This window comes from Pseudanabaena sp. PCC 7367 (genome assembly GCF_000317065.1).
Classification (GTDB): Bacteria; Cyanobacteriota; Cyanobacteriia; order Pseudanabaenales; family Pseudanabaenaceae; genus Thalassoporum; species Thalassoporum mexicanum.
In genome coordinates this window covers 653,326-678,609 of the sequence record NC_019701.1, presented here as the reverse complement: position 1 = coordinate 678,609, position 25,284 = coordinate 653,326, and the positions used below count along the sequence as shown (strand labels likewise).

Below are 25,284 nucleotides of genomic sequence, written 5' to 3'. Positions count from 1 at the left end.
CATGGATAACTCCTGTGGTGGTCATACTGGTTAATCTTTGGACAATCTCTGAATTATTGATATTATTGACGCGATCGCAAATAGCCCAACTATTGCAAAGCCGATTACACGGATTCAGCGCCAGAGCAATATAAAAAATTCAAGCCCTAGAAGTAAGCAGGATTAGAAGTTTAATCTGCATAGCCAGGATCATCTCAGATAGAGTAATGGTTAAGAAGTGCAAGTTATGCGTTTGGATAACGTGCGCATGCACCACAACTTAAACCAAGCTCTAACTAGCAATTCTTCTATCCCTAACCTCTACTTCATTTAACTGGGGATTGCTTAACTAGGTTCTTTTGCATAGATAGTGTTGCTGTGTCTCAGATATATTTATATTTATATTTATATTTTATATATTTGTATTTAGGGCTTTTCTAGATACACCTGAACACAAGCGCCTATCTATGCCTGCTTCAAATTATATTTTAAGAGCATATTTAAGAGCAGATTTAAATATTATATAAATCAGCAACATATTCGCCATAACCATTGTAGAGCAAGGTTTTACGCCGATCGCCCGTGCTGATCATCCGTTCCGTGGCCTGTGACCAACGGGGGTGGGGAATATTCGGGTTTACATTAGCCTCAAAGCCATATTCAGACGGCACCAGGGTATTCCAAAAAGTAGCTGGTTTTTGGTCAGTAAATTCAATTTTATCGATCGACTTAATACTCTTGAAGCCATACTTCCAGGGCAGCACCAACCGAATCGGCGCACCATGTTGTTTGGGTAATTCGTGGCCATAAATGCCAACTGCCACAAAGGTGAGTTCGTTGGCGGCTTCCTCGATCGTCAAGCCTTCTGTATATGGCCAGGGATAGCCTTTACTTTGTAACGGTGCTTCATTGGGGCGATAGAAAGTTGAGAATTTAACATATTTAGCCGCAGGTTTCGGATCAGCTTGAGTGATCATAGCTTGCAGTGGAAAGCCGATCCAAGGAACCGCCATCGCCCAGGCTTCTACACAACGGTGGCGATAGAGCCGTTCTTCTAAGGGCATTTTTGCCAGCAGGTCTTCGATCGCCAGGGTTTGGGGATTATTGACCATGCCACTGATTTCTACTGACCAGGGGTGCGGATTAAAGGAGCCCACATTGCGCCAAACTTCCTTGCCGCTGCTGAATTCATAGAAATTATTATAAGTAGCTGCCACCGACTCAGAGGTAAGGGGGCGATCGAGGGTGAATTTGGGGTTGGGGGTAAAACTCAATCCCCGCAAGTTTGCTGCTTCCAGGTTCTGGCGTACCTGCTCCTGTTGAATTTTGCCACAACCACTGAGTAGGGCAGCACCACTAATACTGGCTAATCCCAGCTTTTTGATAAATTGACGACGATTGCTGAAAACCGATTCAGGCGTAGCTTCATGTTCGGGCAAAAACCAGCCTGGCTTAATTTTGATTAGCATGATTGCTCTCTACTTATTTATGCGAACTCTTGCAAAAGTCCAATATTGTAGGGGAATCAGGATTCCAGCCAATATCTGAACATTAAGGCAATACGTCTATTCAAGATCTTATCTGCTTTAGAACCATGCGTAGGAAATATCCAAGATATTTGATCGCGTTTTTACCAGTCTCACATCACCACCAGGTGAACTAACCAAAAGCCACTTTATTTCTTAATTTAATCTGATTCCAATTGATCCAATGGCGTAATCATACTGCTCCATTCATCCAGAATGTCTTGAATATCCTTTTTACTAACGGGCTTACTGATATAGTCATCCATACCAGCATCCAGGCATTTCTGGCGATCTTCTTTCATTGCGTTGGCGGTCATGGCCACAATCACCGTATGGCGATTTTCTCCTTCCCGATTGCGAATTTCTTGAGTCGTCGCATAACCATCCAGGAGCGGCATTTGGCAATCCATTAGGATCAAGTCATAGTTAGTGCGAGCCATCAATTGCAATACCTGCTGGCCATTCTGGGCTACATCAGCCTTATAGCCCAATTTCTCAAGCATTTTTAGTGCCACCTTTTGATTGACCAGGTTATCCTCGGCTAACAAAATTTTTAGATTGGTGCGTTGCTGTTGCCGCTTTACTTCTGCTGCGGGTAGAATCTCCGAAAGGGTAGGATCTAAATCAAGATTTAAAACATGCCTGAGTGTTTCCGCTAGCTTGCTCAGCTTAACTGGTTTGGTCATGTGGTCAGCAAAATAGCGATCGAGCGCCAATCGCGCCAAACTACCTTGATTACTTCTGGTTATAAACACTAGCTGTAAATTACTAAGAGCCTCTTCAGCTTTGATTTGCGCCGCTAAATCCAGACCACTCATATCACCCAGTACGCTATCGATCAGCACCAGATCATAAGTAGCCTCCGTTTGCACCGACTCCCGAAGCATGGCCAAGGCTGAGCCGCCATTGTCTGCTTCTGCCACCACCACATCCCAGTTGGCAGCCTGCCGCACGATCGCCTGGCGGCTATTGGCGTTATCATCCACCACCAGAAAGCGCTTACCGGCTAGTGAAGAATGCAGGATAAACGACAACTGATTAAAATCTGGTTGGGCTGCCTGGTGCAGATCAAAGGGTAAATTGAACCAGAACCTGGTTCCCTCGCCAAGCTCACTTTCCACGCCGATTTCACCTCCCATTAAATGAACCAATTGCTTACAGATTGCCAGCCCCAATCCAGTGCCACCATAGCGCCTGGTGGTTGAAGCATCGACCTGGGAAAATGGCATAAATAGTTTGTCCTGGTTGGGCTGGGAAATGCCAATGCCCGTATCAATTACTGCAAATGCTAGTTTGATTAAATCGTGTTGTTGCGAGAGGATATTCACCTCGATCGCCACTTCGCCAGCATTGGTAAACTTAATTGCATTACCCAATAAATTAGTCAGGATCTGGCGCAATCGTGCACTATCCCCCGATACCCGCCAAGGGATCGCTGGATCGATCAAGGTGGTAATTTCTAAGCCTTTGTTGTGAGCCTGGGCTGCCAGCAAGGTTGCTACCTCTTCCACGCAGGACACCAGATCAAAAGATAGGCGCTCCAGTTGCATTTCCCCTGCCTCTAGCTTAGAGAGGTCAAGGATTTCGTTAATTAAATTTAACAGTGAATCACCACTGATCCGAATATTTTCGACAAAGTCAAATTGCTCTGGGGTTAAATCAGTGCCCAGCATTAGTTCCGTCATTCCCAGCACCGCATTCATCGGTGTGCGGATTTCATGACTCATATTGGCCAAAAATAGACTTTTAGCCTGGGAAGCCTGTTCAGCCTGTTGCTGGGCAACCCTTAATCTTTCTTCTGCCTGTTTACGCTTAGTAATATCGCGGCCAATATAAACGATGTCGCGGCCATTTTTGCTAGTGGCACGAATTGACGAGCAGGAAAAAGCTACCGGCACTTTCTGCCCAGATTTGGTTTTGCAAATTACCTCTTCACCGCTGAGTAACTGCCCCTGTCCACGCCGATCGCTGCTTTTCTGATTGCGTTGGTGAACAGTGTTAATAAAGCTACGTGAGTCGATTAAAGTACCAATTGGTTGGTTAGTTAGCTCAGCTTCTTCATAACCAAATAAGTCTTCGGCACTGGGGTTGAGGCTCTTGATGATGCCGGTTTCGGTGGTCACAATCAAGGCATCGGCGATCGAAGTGATGATTTTATCAAGGTAATCTTTTGCTGTGGTCAGGGCATCAAGCAGGAGTGTAGTTTCTTTGTTCCGTTGGGACAGATTTTGCTCCATCACCATCCTTTCGGTGACATCCTCAAAGAAAATTACCAGCTTAATCCGATCGTTCTCTGGTTCGGGATCAGAAACGATATAAAGATCAAAATAAAGCTTAGGTTGCTCCTCGGTAAATCGCCCAATGCCTTTTAGCTCAAAGTTGCTAATTTGCCCCTGTAAAATTTCCTGCAAGGTGCTTTCTAGGCCAAATAGCTCTGGAAAACCCATACGCACATCCTGCCCCACCAGAGTATTCTCGTGGGGTTCAGAAAAGCGCTCAACACCGTATGAAGCTTCTTGAATAACTAAATTTTGATCGAGGAGCAAGTACTCCATTCGGCGTGGAGCTAGGAGCTTTTTTAAAAGGGGGTTCATACTCCTAATCAAGGGCTAAGCAGTTAAATTGGCAGGGCAGGCAGATGCAATGATTATGCTCTATCACTTTAGGTAATAACCACTATAAAAGTCTACCTGTTTGCTTTACATGAACCAATCTTAAGTAGCGTCAGCAGATGATCATCTGGATTTACAAATTATATTCATAAATTTAGCCGGAGGCTTAGATTCATCAATATTAATCTAGATTCCCCCATCGATCTAGGTCATTTTTAACTAGTTATTGTTGGGCTTTGGGCTCAGCAGAATGTAGGTGGGCATATTTCCTTTGCCCCTAATATTAATAGTGCCCCGCTTTTCAAACAAATAGTGATGCTGTAATAATTCGTAGGTTGAAGCTGAGACCTGGACTTTGTCAACGATCCCCTGGGACTCCATCCGGCTGGCAATGTTGACCGTATCCCCCCACAGATCATAGATGAATTTTTTGAGGCCAATCACGCCGGCAACCACTGGCCCGCTATGGATGCCGATCCGCATTTGCAAGTTGCGCTTAGTCTGCTGGTTAAGTTGGGTTAGTTGAGACTGGATTGCCAAAGCCATAGTGGCGATCGCCACCGCATGATCAGGACTTGGTGTGGGGAGTCCTCCTACCACCATATAGGCATCACCAATGGTTTTAATTTTTTCTAGGCCATATTGTTCACAGAGGCGATCGAAGCTGGAAAAAATTTGATTGAGCAAACCCACCAGTTCGATTGGATTAAGGGTGCTGGCAATTTCGGTGAAATTGACAATGTCCGCAAACATGACCGTAACCGCATTAAAACTTTCCGCAATTACACTACCCTGGGGCACCACCGAAGTTTCATTGGCTAGATAAATATTGGTTTCTTGCTTAAGCCGATCGGCAATGGTGGCGGGGAGAATATTGAGCAGTAGGCGATCGGTTTGCTCCTTTTGCTGGCGCAGGGCGGCCTCCGCAATTAACCGTTCGGTGATGTCTTTGAAAATGGCACGAATTGCCACCAATCTGCCATCGGCATATTTACAATTAATTGTGCCCTCCACAAACACCTTACTACCATCACTGGTAATCAACTCCAGCTTGGCCTCGCTCGCTACATTAGCCGGATCAGTGGTGGTCACGTTTAAACCAGCCAGTAGTTGGCGATAGCGATCGCGGCAATCGGGATGGACGACATCTACAAACAAAAGCTCGGCGATTTCAGTTTCACTATAGCCCAACACATTACGCCAAGCACGATTCACATACACCAGTCGTCCTTCTGCACTAACCCACTGGATTAAATCACTGGAGTTCTCAAACATCAAGTCGATCGCACTTTCAAACAGATCGCGGTATCTTTCCTCGCTCTCCCGCAGTTCCATCTCCGCTCGCTTGCGATCGATAAATAAACCAATCTGGTTGCCAATGTTAGCGCCAATTTGGAGTAAATCTAAGTCAGGATCGCGCACCTCACGGCTAAAGCAAGTAATTACGCCCCAAACCGCAATGCTGCTTTGAATCGGGAAGCCAAATCCACATTGCAATCCCAACTCAGATGCGATCGTAGCTCGTTCTGATATCTCAGTGATATTTGCAGTATCACTAAGATCATTGCCGGGTTTAGAGTTTGCTAGATTAGCCATCCACAATGAATTGGTCTGTGCCCAAACTTTTCCTGGCAATCCCTCGCCGATCGCAAAGTCCCTGTGGGAGGTTTCCTGCTGCCAGTCTCTAGCGTCGATTTTGTCACTGTGCCACATTTCAGTGCAATGCAATACCCTGGCTTGGCGCAGATTCCGCCTGATCGTTTGAGCTCTCGATTGATTGGATTGATTGGTAAGACTGCGATCGCGCTCGACAATCCAAAACTCACCAATGTCCCAATCTAAATGCTTACAGATTGCCGCTAGTAACTGGGGAGCAGCCTGCTCGATTGTAATTGATTCGGCCAGAATCCTGGTTACTTCATGCTGGATTGTAATGCGTTGCTGTCTTGCTTGCCAGGCAGTAATATCCCGCCCCACATAGATAATGTCCTGGCGATTGCCCAAGCCAAAGCTATCTTCTAGTTCAACGGTCGATCGCAAAAAGGAAATCACTACTTTTTTGCCAGACTTAGTGCGGCAGGTTGTCTCAAAGGCTGATTGCCTCAGATTTTGAGCGGGAAAAAAAAATGCCTGCTGATCATCCTCGGCGGCAATTGGGTTGGGGGCTTCTGGTTGAGGGTGAAGAGCCGATTGACCAGGTTGTGCTTGAGCGCCAGCAGGGGAAATATTTTGATTGTCTTGTTTCGCTGATTGTGTCTCAATCTTGGCCATGGGAGCGGCGATCGCAATTAAGGTAGAAATGTGCTGTCCTGCTAGCTCCGCTTCTGGATAGCCAAATAATTGCTGTGCCGCTGCGTTGACCACCTTAATCATGCCAGAAGCAGTGGTGACAATCATGGCATCGGCCATGGAGCTAAGAATCGTTTCTACATAGCTATTTGAGGTAGACAGAGCGTCTAATAAAAGATTGGCCTCATTGGAGCTTTGCATCAGCTTTTGCTCGATTTCCATCCGATCGGATACATCTTCAAACAGAATAATCAAGCCATCAACCAGGTTGTCCGCCAGATTGGTGAATCCCGATCGATTCAGTTCTTCCTGTTCAAACCGACTGATAAAAATGTCCATATAAAACTCAGTACGGGGCAATTGGGACGATCGCCTATCTGATCTATCTGATCTGGAAGTATCTGCAGTCAACTGGTCTGGCTGACTTTCTGTATCTCGATCGATGTTATCGATGCTGACGCTTAAATTGTCTTCCCCCTCACTATTGTCAATTGGCTGTATTGCCCTAGAAACCCCAACCAACTCAAAGCTGGAGCGCTGCCGCTGGCAAATTTCTTGCATACATGCTTCCATGCCATATAATTCTGGGAAGCTGAGCCGCACGTCTTCGCCAACTTGCAGCAGTTCAGTGGTATCCGCAAAACGTTCAAGGCCGGGGGAAATTTCTTTAATCACCAGATCGCGGTCCACCACCAGGTAGCAGATCGATCGGCTAGCAAAAAATTTCTTGAGAACCGGATTCATGCAGATTCTACGATTTCATGGGCTAATTTTTGGAAAATCAAGTCAACATCTTTGCCAGTTTTAGCAGAGGTGTCATAGGTATTATGGCGGCGCAGCTGGTTGGGCAACTGCAACATTTCTTGCAAATGGGCTAGTTTAGGTGGATCAACCAGATCGATCTTATTAAAGGCTATACTCACACTTGCTTTGGGATTGATACTCAAAAACAATTCCACATGGCCAGCAATACTAGCGATCGTTTCGGGGCGGGTAGCATCGGCCACAATAATTGCACCACTAGCTCCTTGTAAATAGCTGGGCGCGATCGACTTGAATTTGGTTTGTCCTTCCAAGTCCCAAATCAATAGTTGGGCAGATTTATACTTGCTGGATTCAGCTAAATCCACCAATTTACGCGATATTTTTACACCTACGGTAGAAAGATAACGATCGCTAAAGGCCTGATCGACAAAACGGCGGATTAAGGAAGTCTTTCCCACCGCAAAATCACCAATCATACAGATTTTTTTAGATACCGTAGTCATAAATATTTGGTTGTGAGTAGCAATTGCCGCTTTTCAATCACATCTAGTCTGTGGCAATTATAGCGATTGCGATCGCTCCGATCGAGGTAGGTACTTTGCCAGGAGCAAAATCTTTCACATTTAAATGAGTCGGTTACTAGTTCGTCGATGTGTATCCCCACACACTTTTCTACCATGCTAGCGGAACGATGTCGATCATGATTCACTCAGATGGCGCAATTACTTCAAACTCCACGCGGCGATCGAGCCAGGAAGGTTGATCACCTCGATTTAGGCTCCCTAGGGCAACGGCTGCGGTTGTTAACCGTTGCGGATCGATTGCCTGAGCGATCAGGGCATTTTTCACAGTTTCTGCCCGATCCCAGGCCAGTTGCTCATTGTTAGCCAAGCTACCCACCGGATCACTGCTGCCTATAATTCTAAGTTTATAGTTGGGATATTTGACTAAAAAATTCTTAACCTGGGCGATCTTGGGATCTTCAGCGGTGGTAATGGTGCTATCGCCTAGGGCAAAAAAGATTTTGGTGGTGAGGGTTGGGATCTCCGGCACTACCACCTGCAAACTGGTAACCACCTTCGTCACACCAGGGATCTGGGCAAATGACTGGCTGATTAATTGGGCTTGCTCAGCCGTGCCAATCGTACCGGCTAGATTAACTTCGCTGGCGTTAAATTCTACGGTGATGGCGATCGCTTCAAATTGGTTTAGGCTCGCAGCGGTGCGTTCTACTTCCTGGGCGACCACAGTGGGATCGGGCGGTACTTCTACGGCCACAATATTATTGACCAGCTCGAATCGGGTTTGGGTTGTGCTAGTAAGTAAGGCTTGCGTAGCCACATCTTCCGCCTGGGCTCGTAAATACTCCGTTGGCACTCGTCCAGTTAAAGCCAATTCACCCCCCTTGATTTCGGCATCCAGGTTATAAACCGACAGGGCTGGTGCATTATCAAGGGCTTGATCTACGGCCTTAACAGCTTTGGCGCGTCGCCAGGTAAACCACCAGGGAATCGTTGCCAAACCAAGCAACAATAGGATTAATATGCCAATGCCATAGAGAGGCGATCTGAAATTCTCCTCAGTGGCCGGTTTATCCAGCAGTTGATCCAGGGTTTTCTTAACCTGCCTGGGAATGGTGGTGGGATCGCCTTCAAAATTTTCGATCAGGCGGCTGTATTTTTGGATAATCGTGGCCATCACCTGGCGCATCTTTTTGGCAATTTGCGATCGCCCTGATTCGCCTTCCACTACTACCGCCAGATAGCAAAACCCGGCCACTTCCAACATAATTTTCGATCGGCCATAGTCAATTTCATCCAGTTCGGAGTTGTGCTCAGAAGTTGAAACCCAATCATTCACAAAACTACGGATCGCCGTGAGCATGCCACCGAGCATGTCTGATTCCAGTTGTTGCTCGCCGTCCGGTTGGGTTTCGGCGATCACCAGCCCTGATTCTTTGTGGATCAAAAATGCTGCCCGCACCACGCTGGGCATGGCACTTTGAAAAATCAATTCTGCTTCCGAAACCCCCTGTGCCTTGGCGCGGATTTTGCGCATAATCCCTTCGGGGCTAAAGGCATTCTCAATCTTTTCATTAATGACCCGAATTGCTTCCACCATATACTTGGCGATCGTATTGCCAATGATCGGATAGAGGGCATCGACCATGGAGTTGGCATTATTTTTAATCTGCTCGCGGATCGCCACATCCAGTTCCGGCGCGATCGCACTGGCAAATTCGCCGGGCGCAGCGATCGAACGATGGATAATTGCCTCCGCCAGAATCGGTGCGATCGCAATACTCATTGCCTCGCGGTCTTCTTCAATTTTGTCGTGGATCATTTCATCTACAACAGTGGCTAGTGATTTAGCAAATTCATCCCTGGCCATCGAAATTTTGCGACGTAGTAGCTCATTTACGATCGGCAGCAGTAATTCAATTAGTTCCTGGGGTTCATTGATCCGCTGTTCCAGATGAACTAAGCGCCGTTTCAGCAAGGCTAAACGTTTGGGATAATTACCATGCTGCCGCAGTACCTCCAACAGCTTTTGCATCACCATGTCAATGTCCTGGCGCTGGTAGACATTCTGGCTCAGACTCTCTAGCTGTTGCTTGAGTAGTTTGATATCAGCAATTTGGGCTATTTCCTGGTTGATTAATTCCACCTGCCGATCGAGGGCTTCGAGGGCAGAGCGATCGGCCACTACACTTTGTAGATCGCCCAGGCGGCCATCCAGCTCAATTATTTTAGGGTGGTTCTGGATGGTGTTCTGGAGCGTGGCTAATCTGCTTTCCAGTTGGTTTTCCAGATTGGCAAACTGACCGTCGATCTCGGCAAGCTGACCACCAATGTTGGCAAATTGCCCATCAATTTGTGAGGTATCGGGCGGTGTATTAATCTGATAATCAAGCTGTTCAACTTTGTTGGTAATTTGTGCGAGTCTTTGCTCGATCAGGCTAACTTCATCTTCGGCGGCACTGCCTAGCAAATCACGCAATAACCCGATCGGTTCACCAGCCTCATTTAGCAATGGTTGAGCAGTTGCCCCACCAGCGGTTCCTGGTTTAGGTTGCTTGTTAATCGGCGGATTGTTGATATTTTGATCTCCAATTAGTGAACTAGTCCTAACTTGATTTTGAGCTTGATTTTGGTCTGGGGAATTAGCAGGGGGGCGATCGCCAGCTTCAGGCTCTATCTTCAACTCTGATATTGAAGCTGCCCCTAAACTATTCCCTAAACTATTTAAGCCATTGAGCAGATCGTCTAGCTCATTACTAAGTTGATCGGTAAGTTGATCGGTGATCTGAGCATTGTTTTGGTCATTTTGATTAGTTGGATTGTTATCAAACTCAAAACCAGTCTGGGCTGAACCAAGATCGAGGTCTTGGAACAATGCATCAAGCGCACCACTGGCTAAAGAATCAGTTGAAGCATGGGTTGAATTTGACTGGGTGGGTTCGATCGGCTTAGCTGAATCGCTTACCGGTGTGGCTGGAGTAGTGGGTGCATTTGGAGTTGAATCTTGATCGTGGTCTAAGTGGTCTATTGCACCTAAATCATCTAGATCGCCCAGAGCCTCTAAATCTTCTAGCCCAAGCGGGGAATTCTCCTGGGGGTGGACTGATTCAGAGCGATCATAATTGGGTTGATAAACAATTTCCGGTAGATTGCCATTGCTTTGCTCGCCTAGATTGTCCAGATCAGCCAAACTATCAAGATTGTCTGACTCAAAGGGATTGGGCTGTTCTGGCTCAGTCGTTAATGCTGGATGCTGTGACGCTTGAGCTGTTGGCCTGACTTGATTTGAGTTTGCCCTGAACCGTTTAACCAGATTGGTGTAAGGGTGAGCCTTCTGCTTTCTTTGATTAGGCTCCAGGGGTTCATCAAGTTCATTGGAGGCTTGATCAAGTTGAAAATCTCGATCGCCAGGTTGGGGTTGGCTGAACTCAACGGAATCAGCATTTAGCTCTGGTGCAGGCATAGGTGAGATCTGGCCAGGGTTAGCCCGCTGTCGCTGCTGCATTTTTACCACTTGCAGATCCGACAGGGTGCCAATCAGCCCAGACAGGGGATTAATGTCCTCAGGATCATTAGCATCATTAGCATCATTTGCTTGAGGATTGATGGAATGCAGGCGATCGCCATGCCTAGATGGATTACCTGGATCTGGATTTGAGTTTGGTGAGGTCATGCCCCAACCCCTAGCTAGTTATCTCTATTGCCAACTATTTGGTCACATAACATATATGTATATGCAAATAACGATCGCCACCCATGACAATTCCCTCTACCTTACCTAACCTATGCACCTATGCTCTGATCTTTACTGGGGTGCGCTGCTTACTCACCGTATAGTCAGAGGGCACAATCAGGCTTTCGCCACTCATCTCCTCTGGCTTGGGAATTTGTAAAATATCAAGAATAGTCGGTGCAATATCTGCCAAACGACCGCCAGATCTTAATTTTACTTCGCCGCCGCCACCGGGGATCTTAATGCCTTCACTTTCTACCATAATAAATGGTACTGGATTGGTGGTATGCGCAGTCCAAGGCTTGCCATCCTGGTCGTGCATATACTCGGCATTGCCGTGATCGGCGGTGATTAATACTACGCCACCGGAGTTGGAGGCAGCCTCGATTACCCTGCCCACGCAGGTATCAATGTGGCCAAGGGCATTAACCGTAGCTTCAAAATTCCCCGTATGTCCTACCATGTCGGGATTGGCAAAGTTAACCACAACCAACGAATAATAGCGTTTATCAATCGCTTCGACCACTGCATTGGCAACGGCATTTGCCGACATTTCTGGCTGTTGGTCATAGGTTGAAACCCTGGGACTATTCACCAATAAGCGATCGTCTCCGGGGCTGGGTTCTTCATTGCCACCATCCATGAAATAGGTAACATGGGCATATTTTTCGGTTTCTGCGGTGCGAAATTGCCTGAGTCCGTGACTTGCCACCACTTGCCCAAGCAAATTATCTAGACTTTGGGGCAAAAACGCCACATCCAAATCTAAACTTGCATCGTACTGAGTGAGCGAAACAAACGAAAGCGGTTTAACTTGCTCACGCTCAAACCCAGTGAAATTATCAGCCATGAGCGCCTGGGTGATTTCCCGCGCCCGATCGGGACGGAAATTAAAGAAAATTATGCCATCATTTGGTTCGATCGCGCCTGGGGCAATCCTGACCGGTTCCACAAACTCATCGGTAATGTCATTGGCATAGGATTTTTCCAGGATTTCAACGGCACTGCTGGCAGTAATTGATTCTGTGTCAGTGCTAACCATTACCTCGTAGGCTTTTTGAACCCGATCCCAGCGCTTATCCCGATCCATCGCAAAATAGCGTCCCATCACCGTAACGATTTGGCCAACGCCAATGCGATCGACGTAATTTTGGAGCTTAGTGAGATGGGAAATTCCTGACCTGGGCAAAGTGTCCCTACCATCAGTGATCGCATGGATACAAACGCGCTCAAGCCCCTGGGATTTGACCATATCCAATAGGCCAAGTAAATGATCGAGGTGAGAATGAACGCCACCATCAGAGCACAAACCAATTAGATGGAGCTTGCCGCCATTGGCTTTAACGGTCGTACAAACATTCAGCAAGGCGCTATTACTAGCAATCGTGCCATCTTCGACCGCATCAGAAATCCGAACCAGTTCCTGGGGCACAATTCGTCCTGCGCCAATGCTAATATGCCCAACTTCAGAATTACCCATTTGACCACGCGGCAACCCCACATCCTTCCCAGATGCTTGCAACAGAGTCTTGGGATATGCCTGCCAGAGGCTATCCATGATGGGAGTGTTGGCGGCAGCAATGGCATTACCGTCTACCTCTTCACGGTAGCCCCAGCCGTCTAAAATAACCAAGACGACTGGAGAAACAGACTCCGTGCTCATAGAACTTGATTCCCTAAATACAACTAGTTACTAATTAATTAAATTACTGGCCATACATTGCTTTCAATCGCAATCATATCACCAGAGTAATTTAGGGGCAATTTTGCCTGTCATGCCTGGTAAATATGGCATAGATGCTGGTGGTGGCAGCTTCTAGACAGACGGATGAGGTTGGCTACATAGTATTAGGCGGAAATCAAGCTTCTAATGACGTATTTAAGATTTTTAATCAATAAAATTGTCTTATTGGTGCAAATGCATCAATAAACAGCTTTTTTGGGCGAATTACAGCAATTTATGGCTTGCTCTTAACTCTCCCAATAGACAAATTTGCAGCCTAGAGTCTTCTATCTAAAAGCTGCGATCGCCTAAATATCTATCTAGAGTGTTAATTAACTGTTACTTATTTAATTATAGTTGAGAAACTATGACAATAGTGATTTTTATGGGGTTAATCGTCGTCAACGATGGTCACGGTAAGAAACACCCTAACTTAAATCATCTTTAATCAGCTTTGACTGGTCGTTAATTATTTAATTATGAGCATAAAAATAGTGATGAGTAATAAATAAATCGATCGCAGCAGTGTAAATTGGCAACCTTGGTTAATTGGTTAATCATAACTAAGCAAGTCACTCAGGCAGGTAAACTAAGTAAACCTGATTTTCAGGCATTGGCAAATTTTTAAGTTACTAAAATATTCAAACCTGCAATTGAAATGTCGTTGATTGTGCAAAAGTATGGTGGCTCATCCGTCGCCGATGCCACCCGGATCAAAGCGGTCCGCGATCGAATTAAAGCTACGGTAGCTCAGGGTCACCAGGTAGTGGTGGTGGTGTCGGCAATGGGCAAAACCACCGATACATTAGTGGGCTTAGCTGATGCAGTGGTTGAGAAAGCTCTTGATCTGCAACAAAAAGAGCAACAACATTCTCTTGATCAGCAAAGCGATCCCCAGGCCAGAGCCCGCGAAATGGATCTATTGCTTTCCGCTGGTGAGCAGATCTCGATCGCCCTGTTGAGTATGTCCTTGCAATCGATCGGCCAACCGGCGATCGCCCTAACTGGAGCGCAAGTGCCGATTATTACTGAGCCGCACCATACCCGCGCCAGGGTATTGCGCATAGAAACTGGCCATGTGCGCGAATGCTTAGATGCGGGAAAAGTGGTGATCATTGCCGGATTTCAGGGCGTGGCGATCGCAACCGATGGCCAACAGCCCACCAGGCAAATTACTACCTTTGGTCGTGGTGGTTCGGATACTTCGGCGGTGGCGATCGCGGCGGCAATTGGTGCAGAAATTTGCGAGATCTATACCGATGTACCAGGGATTTTGACCACCGATCCGCGCATTGTGCCGGAAGCCAGGTTACTAGACCAAATTACCTGTGATGAGATGCTGGAACTGGCCAGTCAGGGAGCCAAGGTGTTGCATCCCCGCGCCGTAGAAATCGCCCGCAATTTTGGTGTCAAGATGGCGGTGCGATCGAGTTGGCTTGAAGATCCTGGCACCGTGGTCATCTCTCCTACTTTGGCCAGTGGCAATTACCAGGCTCTAGAAGTAAACCGCTTTGTGGAGGGGATTACCTCCGATCGCTCCCAGGCTAAAATTGCGATCCTGGGGGTGCCCGATTGTCCTGGTATTGCTGCCCAACTCTTTGGTGCTCTCTCTGGGGCAGGTTTGAATATAGACTTGATTGTGCAATCGATCCAGGAGCCTGCCAACCTCAACGACATCGCCTTTACGGTCGATCGGCAGGAACTTACTCAAGCTCGCACAGTCGTAGAACATTTGGAGTTAGAACATGCGGCGATTGTTTGTGATCCGGCGATTGCGATCGTGAGCATTGTTGGTGTGGGTATGATCGGTAGACCGGGCATTGCCGCCCAGATGTTTATGGCTCTGGGCAAAGCAGGAGTTAACATTCAGATGATTTCAACTTCGGAGATCAAAATTAGCTGTGTGATTGCCGAGCATAGCTATGACCAAGCGATCGCTGCATTGCAGGATGTCTTTGCGGTGCAGGAAATTAGCTCGGCGATTGGTTTGCCAATTAAAGCCAGTAATTCTGATGCCTCTACACAAATACCAAATCAAATACCAAATCAAAAGCCAGAGCAGAGTCCAGATGCGCCTGTGCGAGGTGTGGCACTGGATCTCAATCGTACTCGATTGGCAATTAAAAATGTACCCGATCGCCCAGGGGTAGCGGCAAGCATATTTCAGTGCTTAGCCGATCGTAGTATCAGCGTTGATACGATCATTCAATCGCAGCCGGGGCAACAATATAACGACATTGCCTTTACGGTACCAGTGGCCGATCTAAATCAGGCGGAAGCAGTATTAAAAAATGCCGCCATGGAGCTAGGTTATGGTGAAGTGGTCAAAGATGAGGCGATCGCCAAGGTTAGCATCGTGGGCACGGGTATGATCGAACAGCCGGGAGTAGCAGCGCAGATGTTTACGGCCTTTGCCAAGGCAGGCATTAATATTGAGATGATTGCTACCTCGGAAATTAAAGTAAGCTGTGTGGTGCGTCAAGAGGATGCGATCGTGGCATTGAAAACGATTCACCAGGCATTTAATCTTGCCCAGGAATCCTAAACCAAACAAGCTAAACTAGCCTAAGTGCATATTTAGTTATTTCTAAGTATTTAAGTATCTGGATTATTTCTTATCCCGCTGGGATTCAATTCTAGAAAAAACATATGTCCTCAGACCCAAGCACCGATCGACTGCAATCCACGGAAAATTTAACTGCTAGTAATAGTAATGATTCCGAGCATGACGCGGATAACTCTACTGGCAATTCCGCCAATCAGTCGTCATCCCGATCGCCGGATGATCAAACCAAGCCAAACGGTGAGCCTAATCAACCGCAAAAGTCACCGGGATGGGTACGGCAACAACTAGAAGAGAATGTGCCAACGATTCTGGTGGCGGTGTTGTTGGCCTTTGGGGTGAGAATTTTTGTGGCCGAGCCGCGCTATATCCCCTCTAGCTCGATGGAGCCCACTCTGCAAATTAACGATCGCCTCTTAATTGAGAAAATATCCTATCGGTTTCGAGATCCACAGCGGGGTGAAGTGATTGTGTTCTATCCGCCCGATCAGCCTGCCGTGCCTGATAGTAGTAAGGTTTATATCAAGCGGGTGATCGGTGTGCCAGGGGATGAGGTAGCGATCAAGGATGGCCAAACCTTTATCAATGACCAGCCGATCGCTGAGCCCTATATCAAAGAGCCGATGGACTACACCTTGCCCTATGCCGCCAATCAATCCTGTGATAGCTGTGTTGATCTAGGTGAAATTGATCTGGTCAATGAAGCTGATGGCGAGATTAGGTTTACGATCCCGCCGGGTAATTATTGGGTGATGGGGGACAATCGCAATCGTAGCCTTGATTCCCATGCCTGGGGTTATCTGCCTGCTAAAAATGTGGTTGGTCGGGCATTCTTTCGCTATTGGCCGATCGACAATCGCGCTGGCACTCTCAAAAAGCCCACCTATTCAAATCTTGAGCAAAGTGCTGCTGCTGAGTAGATTAATGTTGCTTGATATGCTGCTCTCCTCTTAGTAACTCTTTTGCGGCGTTGTATATGATTGGGATAATTTAACGAGCAAGCGATCGGTAAAATTGAGAGCAGTCATATGTTTGATATTTTTATTGGCGACATTTTTATCTCTACTTCTCTTGCACTATCGGTAAAGTAATATCTGCAAAGAATAAAGAATTAAGATGCCTATGACGGCATTAGTTTGTGCTTTGGCAGCTCATCCCTAAATCTGGCTATTGCAAATTGTTAGGATAATTTGACTAGTTGGGATAATGCTAATTGCGATCGCTTCAGTAATTTAGATGCGCAGTTTCATCCCGCATAAGTAGACCCCATATCCCATATCCCATATCCCATATCCCATATATAGGATAAGCAATGCTAATTAATGCATTTTGCTTGAGGATGCTCAAAAGCACTGCTAGGCAACATAATCAATTATTTCAGTCCCGTTGCTCGATATTCTAAGCTGATAGTGCTGATAGTTGAGGGCTGCCAGAGCGATCGCCATAATCTTCAAACAGAACCAATATGCAAGTTAATTTCATCATCGCTGGCACCCAGAAAGGTGGTACTACTGCCCTGGCGAAGTTCCTGGCTCAACACCCGCAGGTTTGCATGGCTCCGGTTAAAGAAGTCCATTTCTTTGACTACGACAAAAATTATTATGCTCAAAGTAAGATTCAGGCCAAGGATTTAGCTAACCAAAGCTCGTCCCAAAAGCCTAATTATGACTACTATCACAGCTTTTTCCCTAACTACCACGATCAGCTAGCAGTTGGTGAGGCTACACCCATATATATGTATCTACCCTGGGTGCCGCAGCGGATTTATGCTTATAACCCGAATATGAAAGTGATTTTGATCTTGCGTAATCCGATCGATCGCGCCTATTCCCAATACCAGATGGAAAAATCTAGAGGTTGGGAGTGGCTGCCTTTTCCGATTGCGATCAGACTGGAATATTTACGCTTGAAACTCGGGGCTAATCCAGAAGCAGAGCGATCGCCAATTCGCACCCATTCCTATGTCGATCGGGGCTTTTATTACCGCCAGATTCAAAATTTGCTCAAGTATTTCGATCGCCAGAACTTGTTAATCCTGCGCAATGAAGAGCTGCAATCGCAACATAACCAAACCCTGCGGCGGATTTATGAATTCCTTGAGATTGACTCAACAATCGTACCGCCAGCACCAGAGCGGATATTAGTGGGCAAATACCAGCAAGCAATGCAGCCACGCGATCGCAATTACCTGAAGCGAAAATATCACCAGGAAATCGATCGCCTCAGCCAGCTTTTAAACATCGACTTAAGTTAATGGCAACAATAGCTATATCCAGGGGATACCTTAGTAGTTATGGCTTATCAGCAAAAGTCGTTTAAACATTTTTGCTAATATTAAGTAATTCGCCGCGCCAAAATTAATACTCTAATTCATCCATTTGCATGCCTAAAACTGCATGTCCAAATGCGCGTATGGGTAGCTAATGAATAGCGATCGCCGCAGTTTCCCTTACAGCATCCTGCCGAGGCCATTTGCCATGATCACACAACATATAATTTTGACCTATGAGTGGTTTGCCAACCAATAAGCTAAGCATGGGTAAGTTGCGATCGAAAAGGTAAGAAGTACCTATTAAGGCATATCTTTCTACCAAAGATGTTGTTTATGCGATTAAATGGACATAGAATTTTGGCTGAGGTACAAAAGAACACCTCGGAAAAGCCATATGCAGCTTTCTGCCTTTCCACCCTTGGTCTATATGTTATATTCTCAAGGTGGCAAGTTTTGAATGAGGCTTGAATTAACTCCAGTCAACCGATCTCAGGAACTGATTGGTACTCATAGCCGTCTTCAAAATGGCATAGCAACAGAAGGCAAGAACTTGTAAGCTAAGAATAATCTGAGGAGTAAGTAAGTTAAACATGGCTCTAATAGTTGGTACAGAATTTAATGATCTCCGTGAAGCCGCTTCCGCTGAAGGTGATGAGGTTCGCGGTCTAGAAGGTGACGATACTATTATCGGTGGTCCTGGTAATGACACCCTGAACGGTAATAGTGGTAGTGACCTAATCCAAGCAAATAGCAGCACTGACACTGCTTCTGGTAACGATAGCCTGTTCGGTGGTTCCGGCAGTGACACCCTGTTTGGTTCTACTTTTGGTTTCGGTGGTGACACCTTAAGTGGTAACAAGGGTAATGACGTTCTTTATTCAACCGAAATTGGTGGCGACACCATGTTCGGTGGTCAAGATGAAGATATCTTGATTTCCCGTGGTACTGAAGCCAGCATCATGAATGGTGACAAGGGTAACGACACCTTGTTTGCTGGTACTACTTCTACCGACCTGATCTTCGGTGGTTCCGGTGAAGACCAGTTGATCGGTGGCGCTGGTAGCGCAATCCTCTCTGGTGGTGATGATTCTGATGAGTTCATCTTCGAACCTACCAGCACTTTCTCTGGTAATACCGTTGGTGGATTTGGTGGTACTGACACCATCAACGACTTCCGCGCTGGTTCTGGTACTGCTGATGTCTTGATCATCAACCAGCTCGATAAGGACGCAACCGTAACCTTCACTCAATCCGGTGATGATGTAGTAGTAACCTTCACTGGTAGTGCTTCTACTCCTGGCCTGAGTGCCCCTGAAAGTGTAGCTGGTCAAACCATCACGATCGAAAATGTTAGTGTTACCGATCTACTTGGTTTCGGTAGCAACGATGTAGAAATCAACGGTGTGGTTGCTAACAGCTCCAATGCTGATGCTGTAAATGGCGACGGCACTGCCTTTACTTTCGTAGTCGGTGGTAACATCCCTGGCCGCGCTGGTGTAAACCTAACCGGTACTCCCGGTTCTGAGTTGATCGAAGGTACCGTCAACGATGACACACTTGCTGGTGGTGCTGGTGATGATTCCATGATGGCTGCTGCTGGCTTTGACTTCATCGAAGGTCAGTCCGGTAATGACACGATCTTCGGTGGTGCTGGTAATGACACTGCTTTGGGTAACGCTGGTGCTGATGAAATCTTCGGTGAAGATGGCAATGACAGCATCGACGGCTTCGGTGGTGGTAGCATTCCTGATGTCGGCGACACCCTAGATGGTGGTGCTGGTGATGACACCATCGCTGGTGATGATGGTAATGACACCATTACTGGTGGTACCGGTAATGACTCTGTTCTTGGTGAGAACGGTTTCGACAGCATCTCTGGTGGTGACGGCAACGATACCCTGAAGGGTAACGATGGTAATGACACTGTCTTGGGTGATGCTGGTAATGACACCATTGATGGTGGCTTTGGTCAAGACTCCTTGTTAGGTGGTACTGGCGCAGACACGATCGACGGTAACCTCGGTGCTGACACCATCCGTGGTGGTGACGATGCTGACACCTTGATTGGTAATTCTGGTAATGACTCCGTCTACGGTGATGCTGCTGGCGATGAAATCTTTGGTAACGCTGGTAACGACACCTTGTTCGGTAATGCTGGTAATGACACCATCACTGGTGGCGCAGGTACTGACTACTTTGCGTACAACAGCCCTGCCGATGGTATCGATATCATCACTGACTTTGATGCTAATGGTAATGATGTAATTGCCATCAACACTACTGGCTTCGGTAACGAGCCTGCCACAATTAGTGATGTATCGCCAACCACTGGTTTTGCCGGTTTCTACAACCTAACCAGTCCTGATGGTTACTACTTGACCAAGTTTACTGCCGCTCCTGGCGTGAGCCCTGGTAATGTGGCACCTTATGCACCGATCGCAGCCTTCTTTGGTGTAACCACCAGCACGATCGTGGCCGACTTCTTCCTGTACAACACTGCTACTGGCGACCTCTGGTACGATGCCGATGGTGCTGGCCCAATTGCTGCCGAGCAATTTGCGACCTTGGCTGGAGCACCTTTGTTCGTTGCTCCTACTGGTTTCATCCCGCCTGCGCCAACCGTTGGCAACAGCGACATCGTCTTCTTCGCCTAGTCTATACAGGCAAAGACAGAAACCAGTCAGTAATGTATGACTGAGAATAACTAACTAATTAATAACCATTTTGGTTAGCAATAGTTAAATAAGGGGAGCGGTAGATTGCCGCTCTCTTTTGTTTGCGCCTGCTCGCTGTTTAACTAAAAACTAAATTTGGAATTGCATGTTTGCTTTGGCTCAACACCACCCAGAATCAAGAGCGCGATAAATGTTTATCTTGGGGTGGAAAAAGTGGCAAAATGGGAAAACCTCAAGCAGGATGTATACAGACCATCTATGGATAAGTAAAAGTTGCTATGACCGGAATTCTGCAAATTGGCGATCGCGTAATTAGCGATCGTGAATTGATTAGCTTAATAGGGCGCTATCAACTGATGCCGCACTTGATGCGTGGCTTGGTAGTAGATGATGCGATCAAAGATTATGATTGTATGCCGGAGGAGCGGGATGAATTTCTAAAGCAATTTTATGAACGCAACAAACTGCTCACCCCAGAGGCGCAAAAGGATTGGTTGCAAACCCAGGGAATTGAAGTTGATCAGCTAGAATCGATCGTCACCAGGCCGGTTAAGCTCGAAAAGTTTAAGGAAAGTAAATGGGGGCCAAAAGTTGAGTCCTATTTCATGACCCGCAAACAGGCTTTAGATCGGGTGTTATATTCACTGATCCGCACCAAAGACCTAGGCTTAGCCCAGGAGCTTTATTTCCGGATTAAGGAGGGAGAACAAACTTTCAGTGATCTGGCGCGGCAATATTCCCAGGGAGGGGAAGCAAACACAGGTGGCTTGGTGGGCCCAGCACCCCTGACCACTCCACACCCAGCGATCGCCAAAACCCTGGCAGTGAGCCAGCCTGGTCAATTGTGGCCACCCACCCGACTCGAAGACTGGTATGTGATTATTCGCTTAGAAAAATATTATCCAGCGCAGATGGATGCGGCAATTCGCAAACAGTTAATTAATGAGATGTTTGAAGCCTGGGTACGCGATCAAATTAAAGCGATCGGCGCTGTGAAGAGCCTCCTTGAAGACAATGCATCCCAATAATTGCGATCGCCCCCAAGTTTATGAATTTATTTGACTTAAATTTAATTTAATTTAGTATAGCCAGACTCAATCGTATGACATCGATCGCCGCTACCTTTGCCCAGGCTCTGCAACTGCATCAAGCAGGACAATTGCAACAAGCAGATGTCTTGTATCGTCAGGTATTAACGGAACAACCGAACCATGCGGATGCCTTGCATTTACGCGGGGTAATTGCTCATCAGGTGCAAAAGCATGAACTGGCGCTGAAGTATATCAATATGGCGATCGCCGCCAATGGTAATAATCCGGTTTTCTATAATAATTTGGGCGAAGTGCAAACCGCCTTGGGGCAGTATGATCATGCCTTGGCCAGCTATGAGCAAGCATTGGCAATTAGACCCAAAATGGCAGAGGCCTATTTAGGGTTGGGGAATGTGCATAAACTGCAAGGGGATTTGGCAAAAGCGATCGATAACTACCAAAAGGCGATCGCGGTTAACCCTAACTATGAGCAAGCCTACACCGAAATGGCATTGGTGCAGATTCAACAATATGATGCTCCAGCGGCAGTTGCGGCCAGTAATCAAGCACTACAATTGAACCCCAATTCTGCGCCCGCTTACCGAGCCCTGGCAAAAGCTTATTTGCTGCAAGACCGAACTGAAGAGGCGATCGCACAATATGAACAGGCGATCGCACAATATGAACAGGCGATCGCTAAAGATCCTGAGCTGGCAGAAGCCCATTGGGAATTGTCAGTGGCCTTAAATGCCAAGCTCTCACTGCACCAACTCAAGGCAATCCAACTAAACCCCACTTTGATTGATTATCAAAGCCAATTGCAATTAGCCAAAAGCCTGTCAAAACAAGGCAAAACCAATGAGGCGATTAGCTGCCTGGAAAACATTATCGAAATAAAGCCCGATTGTGTTCCAGCTCACATCAATCTTGGCATCACCTTCAGTGAGATCCTTGATCGCCAAACTGACGCGATCGCTCACCTACGTAAGGCGATCGAACTAAGCCCCCGTAACGCCGAAGCCTATAGTTATCTGGCAACTGCGATCGGTAAACAAGGGGATGTGGGAACGGCAATGCAATATGCCAAACAGGCATTGCAACTCAACCCCAATCTAGCCGAGGCGCATCAAATTGAGGCGGAAGCCTATGGTGCCATGCGGGAGTTGGATAAGGCCTTAGAAAGCTGTAAGCGGGCTTTGGCACTGCGTCCTAATTTTGCTGAAGCCCTCAACACCTGCGGTAATATTTACATGATGGGTGGAAATACTGCTGAGGCGATTAAATTCTTTGAACAGGCAGTCGCGGCTAAGCCAAATTTCCTCAAAGCTCAATATAGTCTTGGCAGCGCCTTGCAAACCAGTGGTGATTTCGAGCGAGCACTTGCTGTTTACGATCGCGTGCTGCGGATTTATCCTGATAATCCTGAAGCGATCGCTGGCAAGGCTGGGATTCTGGAGCGCCAAAAGCAATATCAAGCAGCCTACGACCTGATTAAACCATTATTTGAGGCTTATCCCGAAAATTATAGCTTCTTGATTACCTATGCTACGGTGTGTCGCCGTCTCAAGAAGACCCACGAGGCGCTACCATCCCTCAAGGCAAGACTTGAGAAAACTCAAATTGGGCCAGGCCAAAAGCAACATTTGTTATTTACGCTTGGCGATCTCTATGACAGCATTAATGAATATGATGCCGCCTTTGATGCCTATCAACAGGCTAATTCACAATATACCGACAAGTACGATCGCCACCAGAGCAAATTAGACTTTGGGTCTTTGAGTAATGCCTACGATCGGGAAAATCTGGCTAAGCTGCCCCGTGCCCAGAACAATAGCGAAGTTCCGGTGTTTATTGTGGGGATGCCCCGCTCTGGTACTACCCTGGTTGAGCAGATTGTGGCCAGTCACCCTGCGGTTTATGGTGCGGGCGAGCTAACTGATGTGGCGATGCTGCTGCATAAAACAATACAGCGGTTTGGTCTGTCGCGCCCTTACCCAGATTTAATTGATTATTTTAATCAGGGCTTGGTGGACGAAATGGCTCAGCAGCATCTCGATCGGCTGCGGCAATTCTCGGCTACGGCTGAGCGGATTACCGACAAAATGCCCTATAACTTTATGCATTTGGGTTTGATTGCAATCCTCTTTCCCAAAGCCAGAATTTTCCATTGCACCCGTGACCCGCTTGATAATGGTGTGTCTTATTATTTCCAAAACTTTATTGGCTCGCACCCACAAAAGCATGACCTTGGCAATATTGGCTACTATTACCAGCTCTATCGGCGCTTGATGGAGCATTGGCAAGCCACCCTCGATCTACCAATTATGGAGATTAAATATGAAGAGGTGGTCGCCAACCAGGAAGCTATGAGCCGCCAGATGATCGAGTTTTTGGGGCTGGAATGGGATGATGCTTGCCTTAGTTTTTATGAATCAAAGCGCTTTGCCCGCACTGTTAGCTATGACCAGGTGCGCCAGCCGATTTATAACAAGTCGGTGGGGCGGTATAAGAATTATGAGAAATATCTAGACCCGCTTAAGGCCGCTCTGGCTGAAGAGATTTAATTACTTGAGCATTCCCTGATCATCAATCAATGTAGTGCGAGATTGATCGCTGAAAATATCCGCTGGTTTTAGTCCCAGGCGATGCCCCAACCAGATTGTTCCACTGCTAAACGCCACGATCATCACCACCAGTGCACTGGTAAGCAATCTTACCCGTTGTTGCAGGTTCTCGATCTCCTGGATCGCTGCCATTGCCTCTGGATCTGGGTGATTGATCCTTGATTTTGCCAACACGATCGCACTAGTTGAATTTACTGCTGGCCTTGCTGTTTGGCCATTGTGGTTTTTTGAATAATTCCGATCGCCATTCTTGTTATTACCGCTCTTCTTCCTATTCCTGGCTGCACCATTAACTGGTTCAGTTTCAATCTTGACCACCGAGGGAGAGGATGGAGGCGTAGCCATTTGTTCAACCTGGAGCGATGGCTCAGTGCCATTACTGCCATTATTGCGATTGATGGGCAAATCCACCGGAGCCTGTTCACCATTGGCGATCGCTTTTACCTCTGCGACAACGCTATTAGAGCTATCAGCGCCAAAGGAAACCTTGGTATAGAGCCAATCGGTGATTAGTTTGGGGCAATTTTGCTTAAACCAATACCAGGCCGCGATCCGCACCGCTGATTTAGACATAGGCGATCTGGCGATCGGCTTGATGGTCTTCTGGAGGCGCTGTGAGTGAATTTTTTGCTCGATTAAATTAGTTGCCCCCACATCATAAAGGCGATCGACAATTAACTCGATCGTCACCTTTTCGCGCTGGGTCATATGCTCAAGCAAAAGCATAATATCGTGCATGGCTTCTGCTTCCCGGCGCTGTTTCTCTGAATCTACCGGGAACTGATTTTCTTGATCAGGTTGATTTGAATTAGCCATATAGCCAGCGACAATGCCTACTCTTACTTGATAAACCGATCGGCCAATAAATTATGCAATAGTAAATACAGCATCCGGCTTAATTAATGGTTTTGAACTGGTTCGATCGGCGGTAATCATAAATATCTAATAATCTAATGCTGGAGGATATGCGA

The 25,284-nt window shown here is 46.9% G+C and carries 14 protein-coding genes; 6 read left to right on the top strand and 8 right to left on the bottom strand.

Annotated features, from left to right (window positions below; genetic code table 11):
- Positions 1-491: 491 nt before the first annotated feature.
- The 7 genes from msrP to gpmI all read right to left on the bottom strand — a co-directional run bounded on the left by msrP (position 492) and on the right by gpmI (position 13,088).
- Positions 492-1,451, bottom strand: a complete 960-nt coding sequence (gene msrP, locus PSE7367_RS02595; RefSeq protein ID WP_041698304.1) for a protein-methionine-sulfoxide reductase catalytic subunit MsrP — start codon at positions 1,449-1,451, stop codon at positions 492-494.
- Between the two features lie 215 nt (positions 1,452-1,666).
- On the bottom strand, positions 1,667-4,060 hold the full coding sequence (locus PSE7367_RS02590; RefSeq protein ID WP_015163805.1) for a response regulator: 2,394 nt from the start codon (positions 4,058-4,060) through the stop codon (positions 1,667-1,669).
- 276 nt (positions 4,061-4,336) lie between these two features.
- A complete protein-coding gene (locus PSE7367_RS02585; protein WP_015163804.1) occupies positions 4,337-7,150 on the bottom strand; it encodes an adenylate/guanylate cyclase domain-containing protein in 2,814 nt (937 codons plus the stop codon).
- Positions 7,147-7,674 (bottom strand): Rab family GTPase, encoded by a 528-nt coding sequence (locus PSE7367_RS02580; protein ID WP_015163803.1) that lies wholly within the window; start codon positions 7,672-7,674, stop codon positions 7,147-7,149. The genes PSE7367_RS02585 and PSE7367_RS02580 overlap by 4 nt, the downstream gene beginning before the upstream one ends.
- Positions 7,671-7,850, bottom strand: coding sequence for a hypothetical protein (locus tag PSE7367_RS02575; protein WP_015163802.1), 180 nt, complete (start codon positions 7,848-7,850; stop codon positions 7,671-7,673). Before PSE7367_RS02575 ends, PSE7367_RS02580 begins: the two co-directional genes overlap by 4 nt.
- A gap of 26 nt (positions 7,851-7,876) precedes the next feature.
- Positions 7,877-11,365 (bottom strand): BON domain-containing protein, encoded by a 3,489-nt coding sequence (locus PSE7367_RS20015; protein WP_015163801.1) that lies wholly within the window; start codon positions 11,363-11,365, stop codon positions 7,877-7,879.
- Positions 11,366-11,483: 118 nt separating this feature from the next.
- Entirely contained in the window at positions 11,484-13,088 is a 1,605-nt protein-coding gene (gene gpmI, locus PSE7367_RS02565; protein WP_015163800.1) for a 2,3-bisphosphoglycerate-independent phosphoglycerate mutase, read from the bottom strand.
- A 718-nt stretch (positions 13,089-13,806) separates the two neighbouring features.
- Between gpmI and PSE7367_RS02560 the strand changes: the two genes are divergently transcribed.
- The 6 genes from PSE7367_RS02560 (at position 13,807) to PSE7367_RS02535 (ending at position 24,253) form a co-directional block, all read left to right on the top strand.
- Complete coding sequence (locus PSE7367_RS02560; RefSeq protein ID WP_015163799.1) at positions 13,807-15,693, top strand: aspartate kinase; 1,887 nt, start codon at positions 13,807-13,809, stop codon at positions 15,691-15,693.
- A gap of 104 nt (positions 15,694-15,797) precedes the next feature.
- Complete coding sequence (gene lepB, locus PSE7367_RS02555; protein WP_015163798.1) at positions 15,798-16,631, top strand: signal peptidase I; 834 nt, start codon at positions 15,798-15,800, stop codon at positions 16,629-16,631.
- A gap of 545 nt (positions 16,632-17,176) precedes the next feature.
- Positions 17,177-17,965: a sulfotransferase domain-containing protein gene (locus PSE7367_RS02550; RefSeq protein ID WP_015163797.1), complete on the top strand. Its 789-nt coding sequence runs from the start codon at positions 17,177-17,179 to the stop codon at positions 17,963-17,965.
- Between the two features lie 608 nt (positions 17,966-18,573).
- Positions 18,574-20,637 (top strand): calcium-binding protein, encoded by a 2,064-nt coding sequence (locus PSE7367_RS02545; protein ID WP_015163796.1) that lies wholly within the window; start codon positions 18,574-18,576, stop codon positions 20,635-20,637.
- Positions 20,638-20,936: 299 nt separating this feature from the next.
- Positions 20,937-21,686 carry a peptidylprolyl isomerase gene (locus PSE7367_RS02540; RefSeq protein ID WP_015163795.1) on the top strand — a complete coding sequence of 250 codons (750 nt, stop codon included), beginning with the start codon at positions 20,937-20,939 and terminating at the stop codon, positions 21,684-21,686.
- Between the two features lie 74 nt (positions 21,687-21,760).
- Positions 21,761-24,253 carry a tetratricopeptide repeat-containing sulfotransferase family protein gene (locus PSE7367_RS02535; RefSeq protein ID WP_015163794.1) on the top strand — a complete coding sequence of 831 codons (2,493 nt, stop codon included), beginning with the start codon at positions 21,761-21,763 and terminating at the stop codon, positions 24,251-24,253.
- On the opposite strand, the gene PSE7367_RS22320 is transcribed toward PSE7367_RS02535, so the two are convergent.
- On the bottom strand, positions 24,254-25,129 hold the full coding sequence (locus PSE7367_RS22320) for a hypothetical protein (RefSeq protein WP_015163793.1): 876 nt from the start codon (positions 25,127-25,129) through the stop codon (positions 24,254-24,256).
- Positions 25,130-25,284 lie beyond the last annotated feature (155 nt).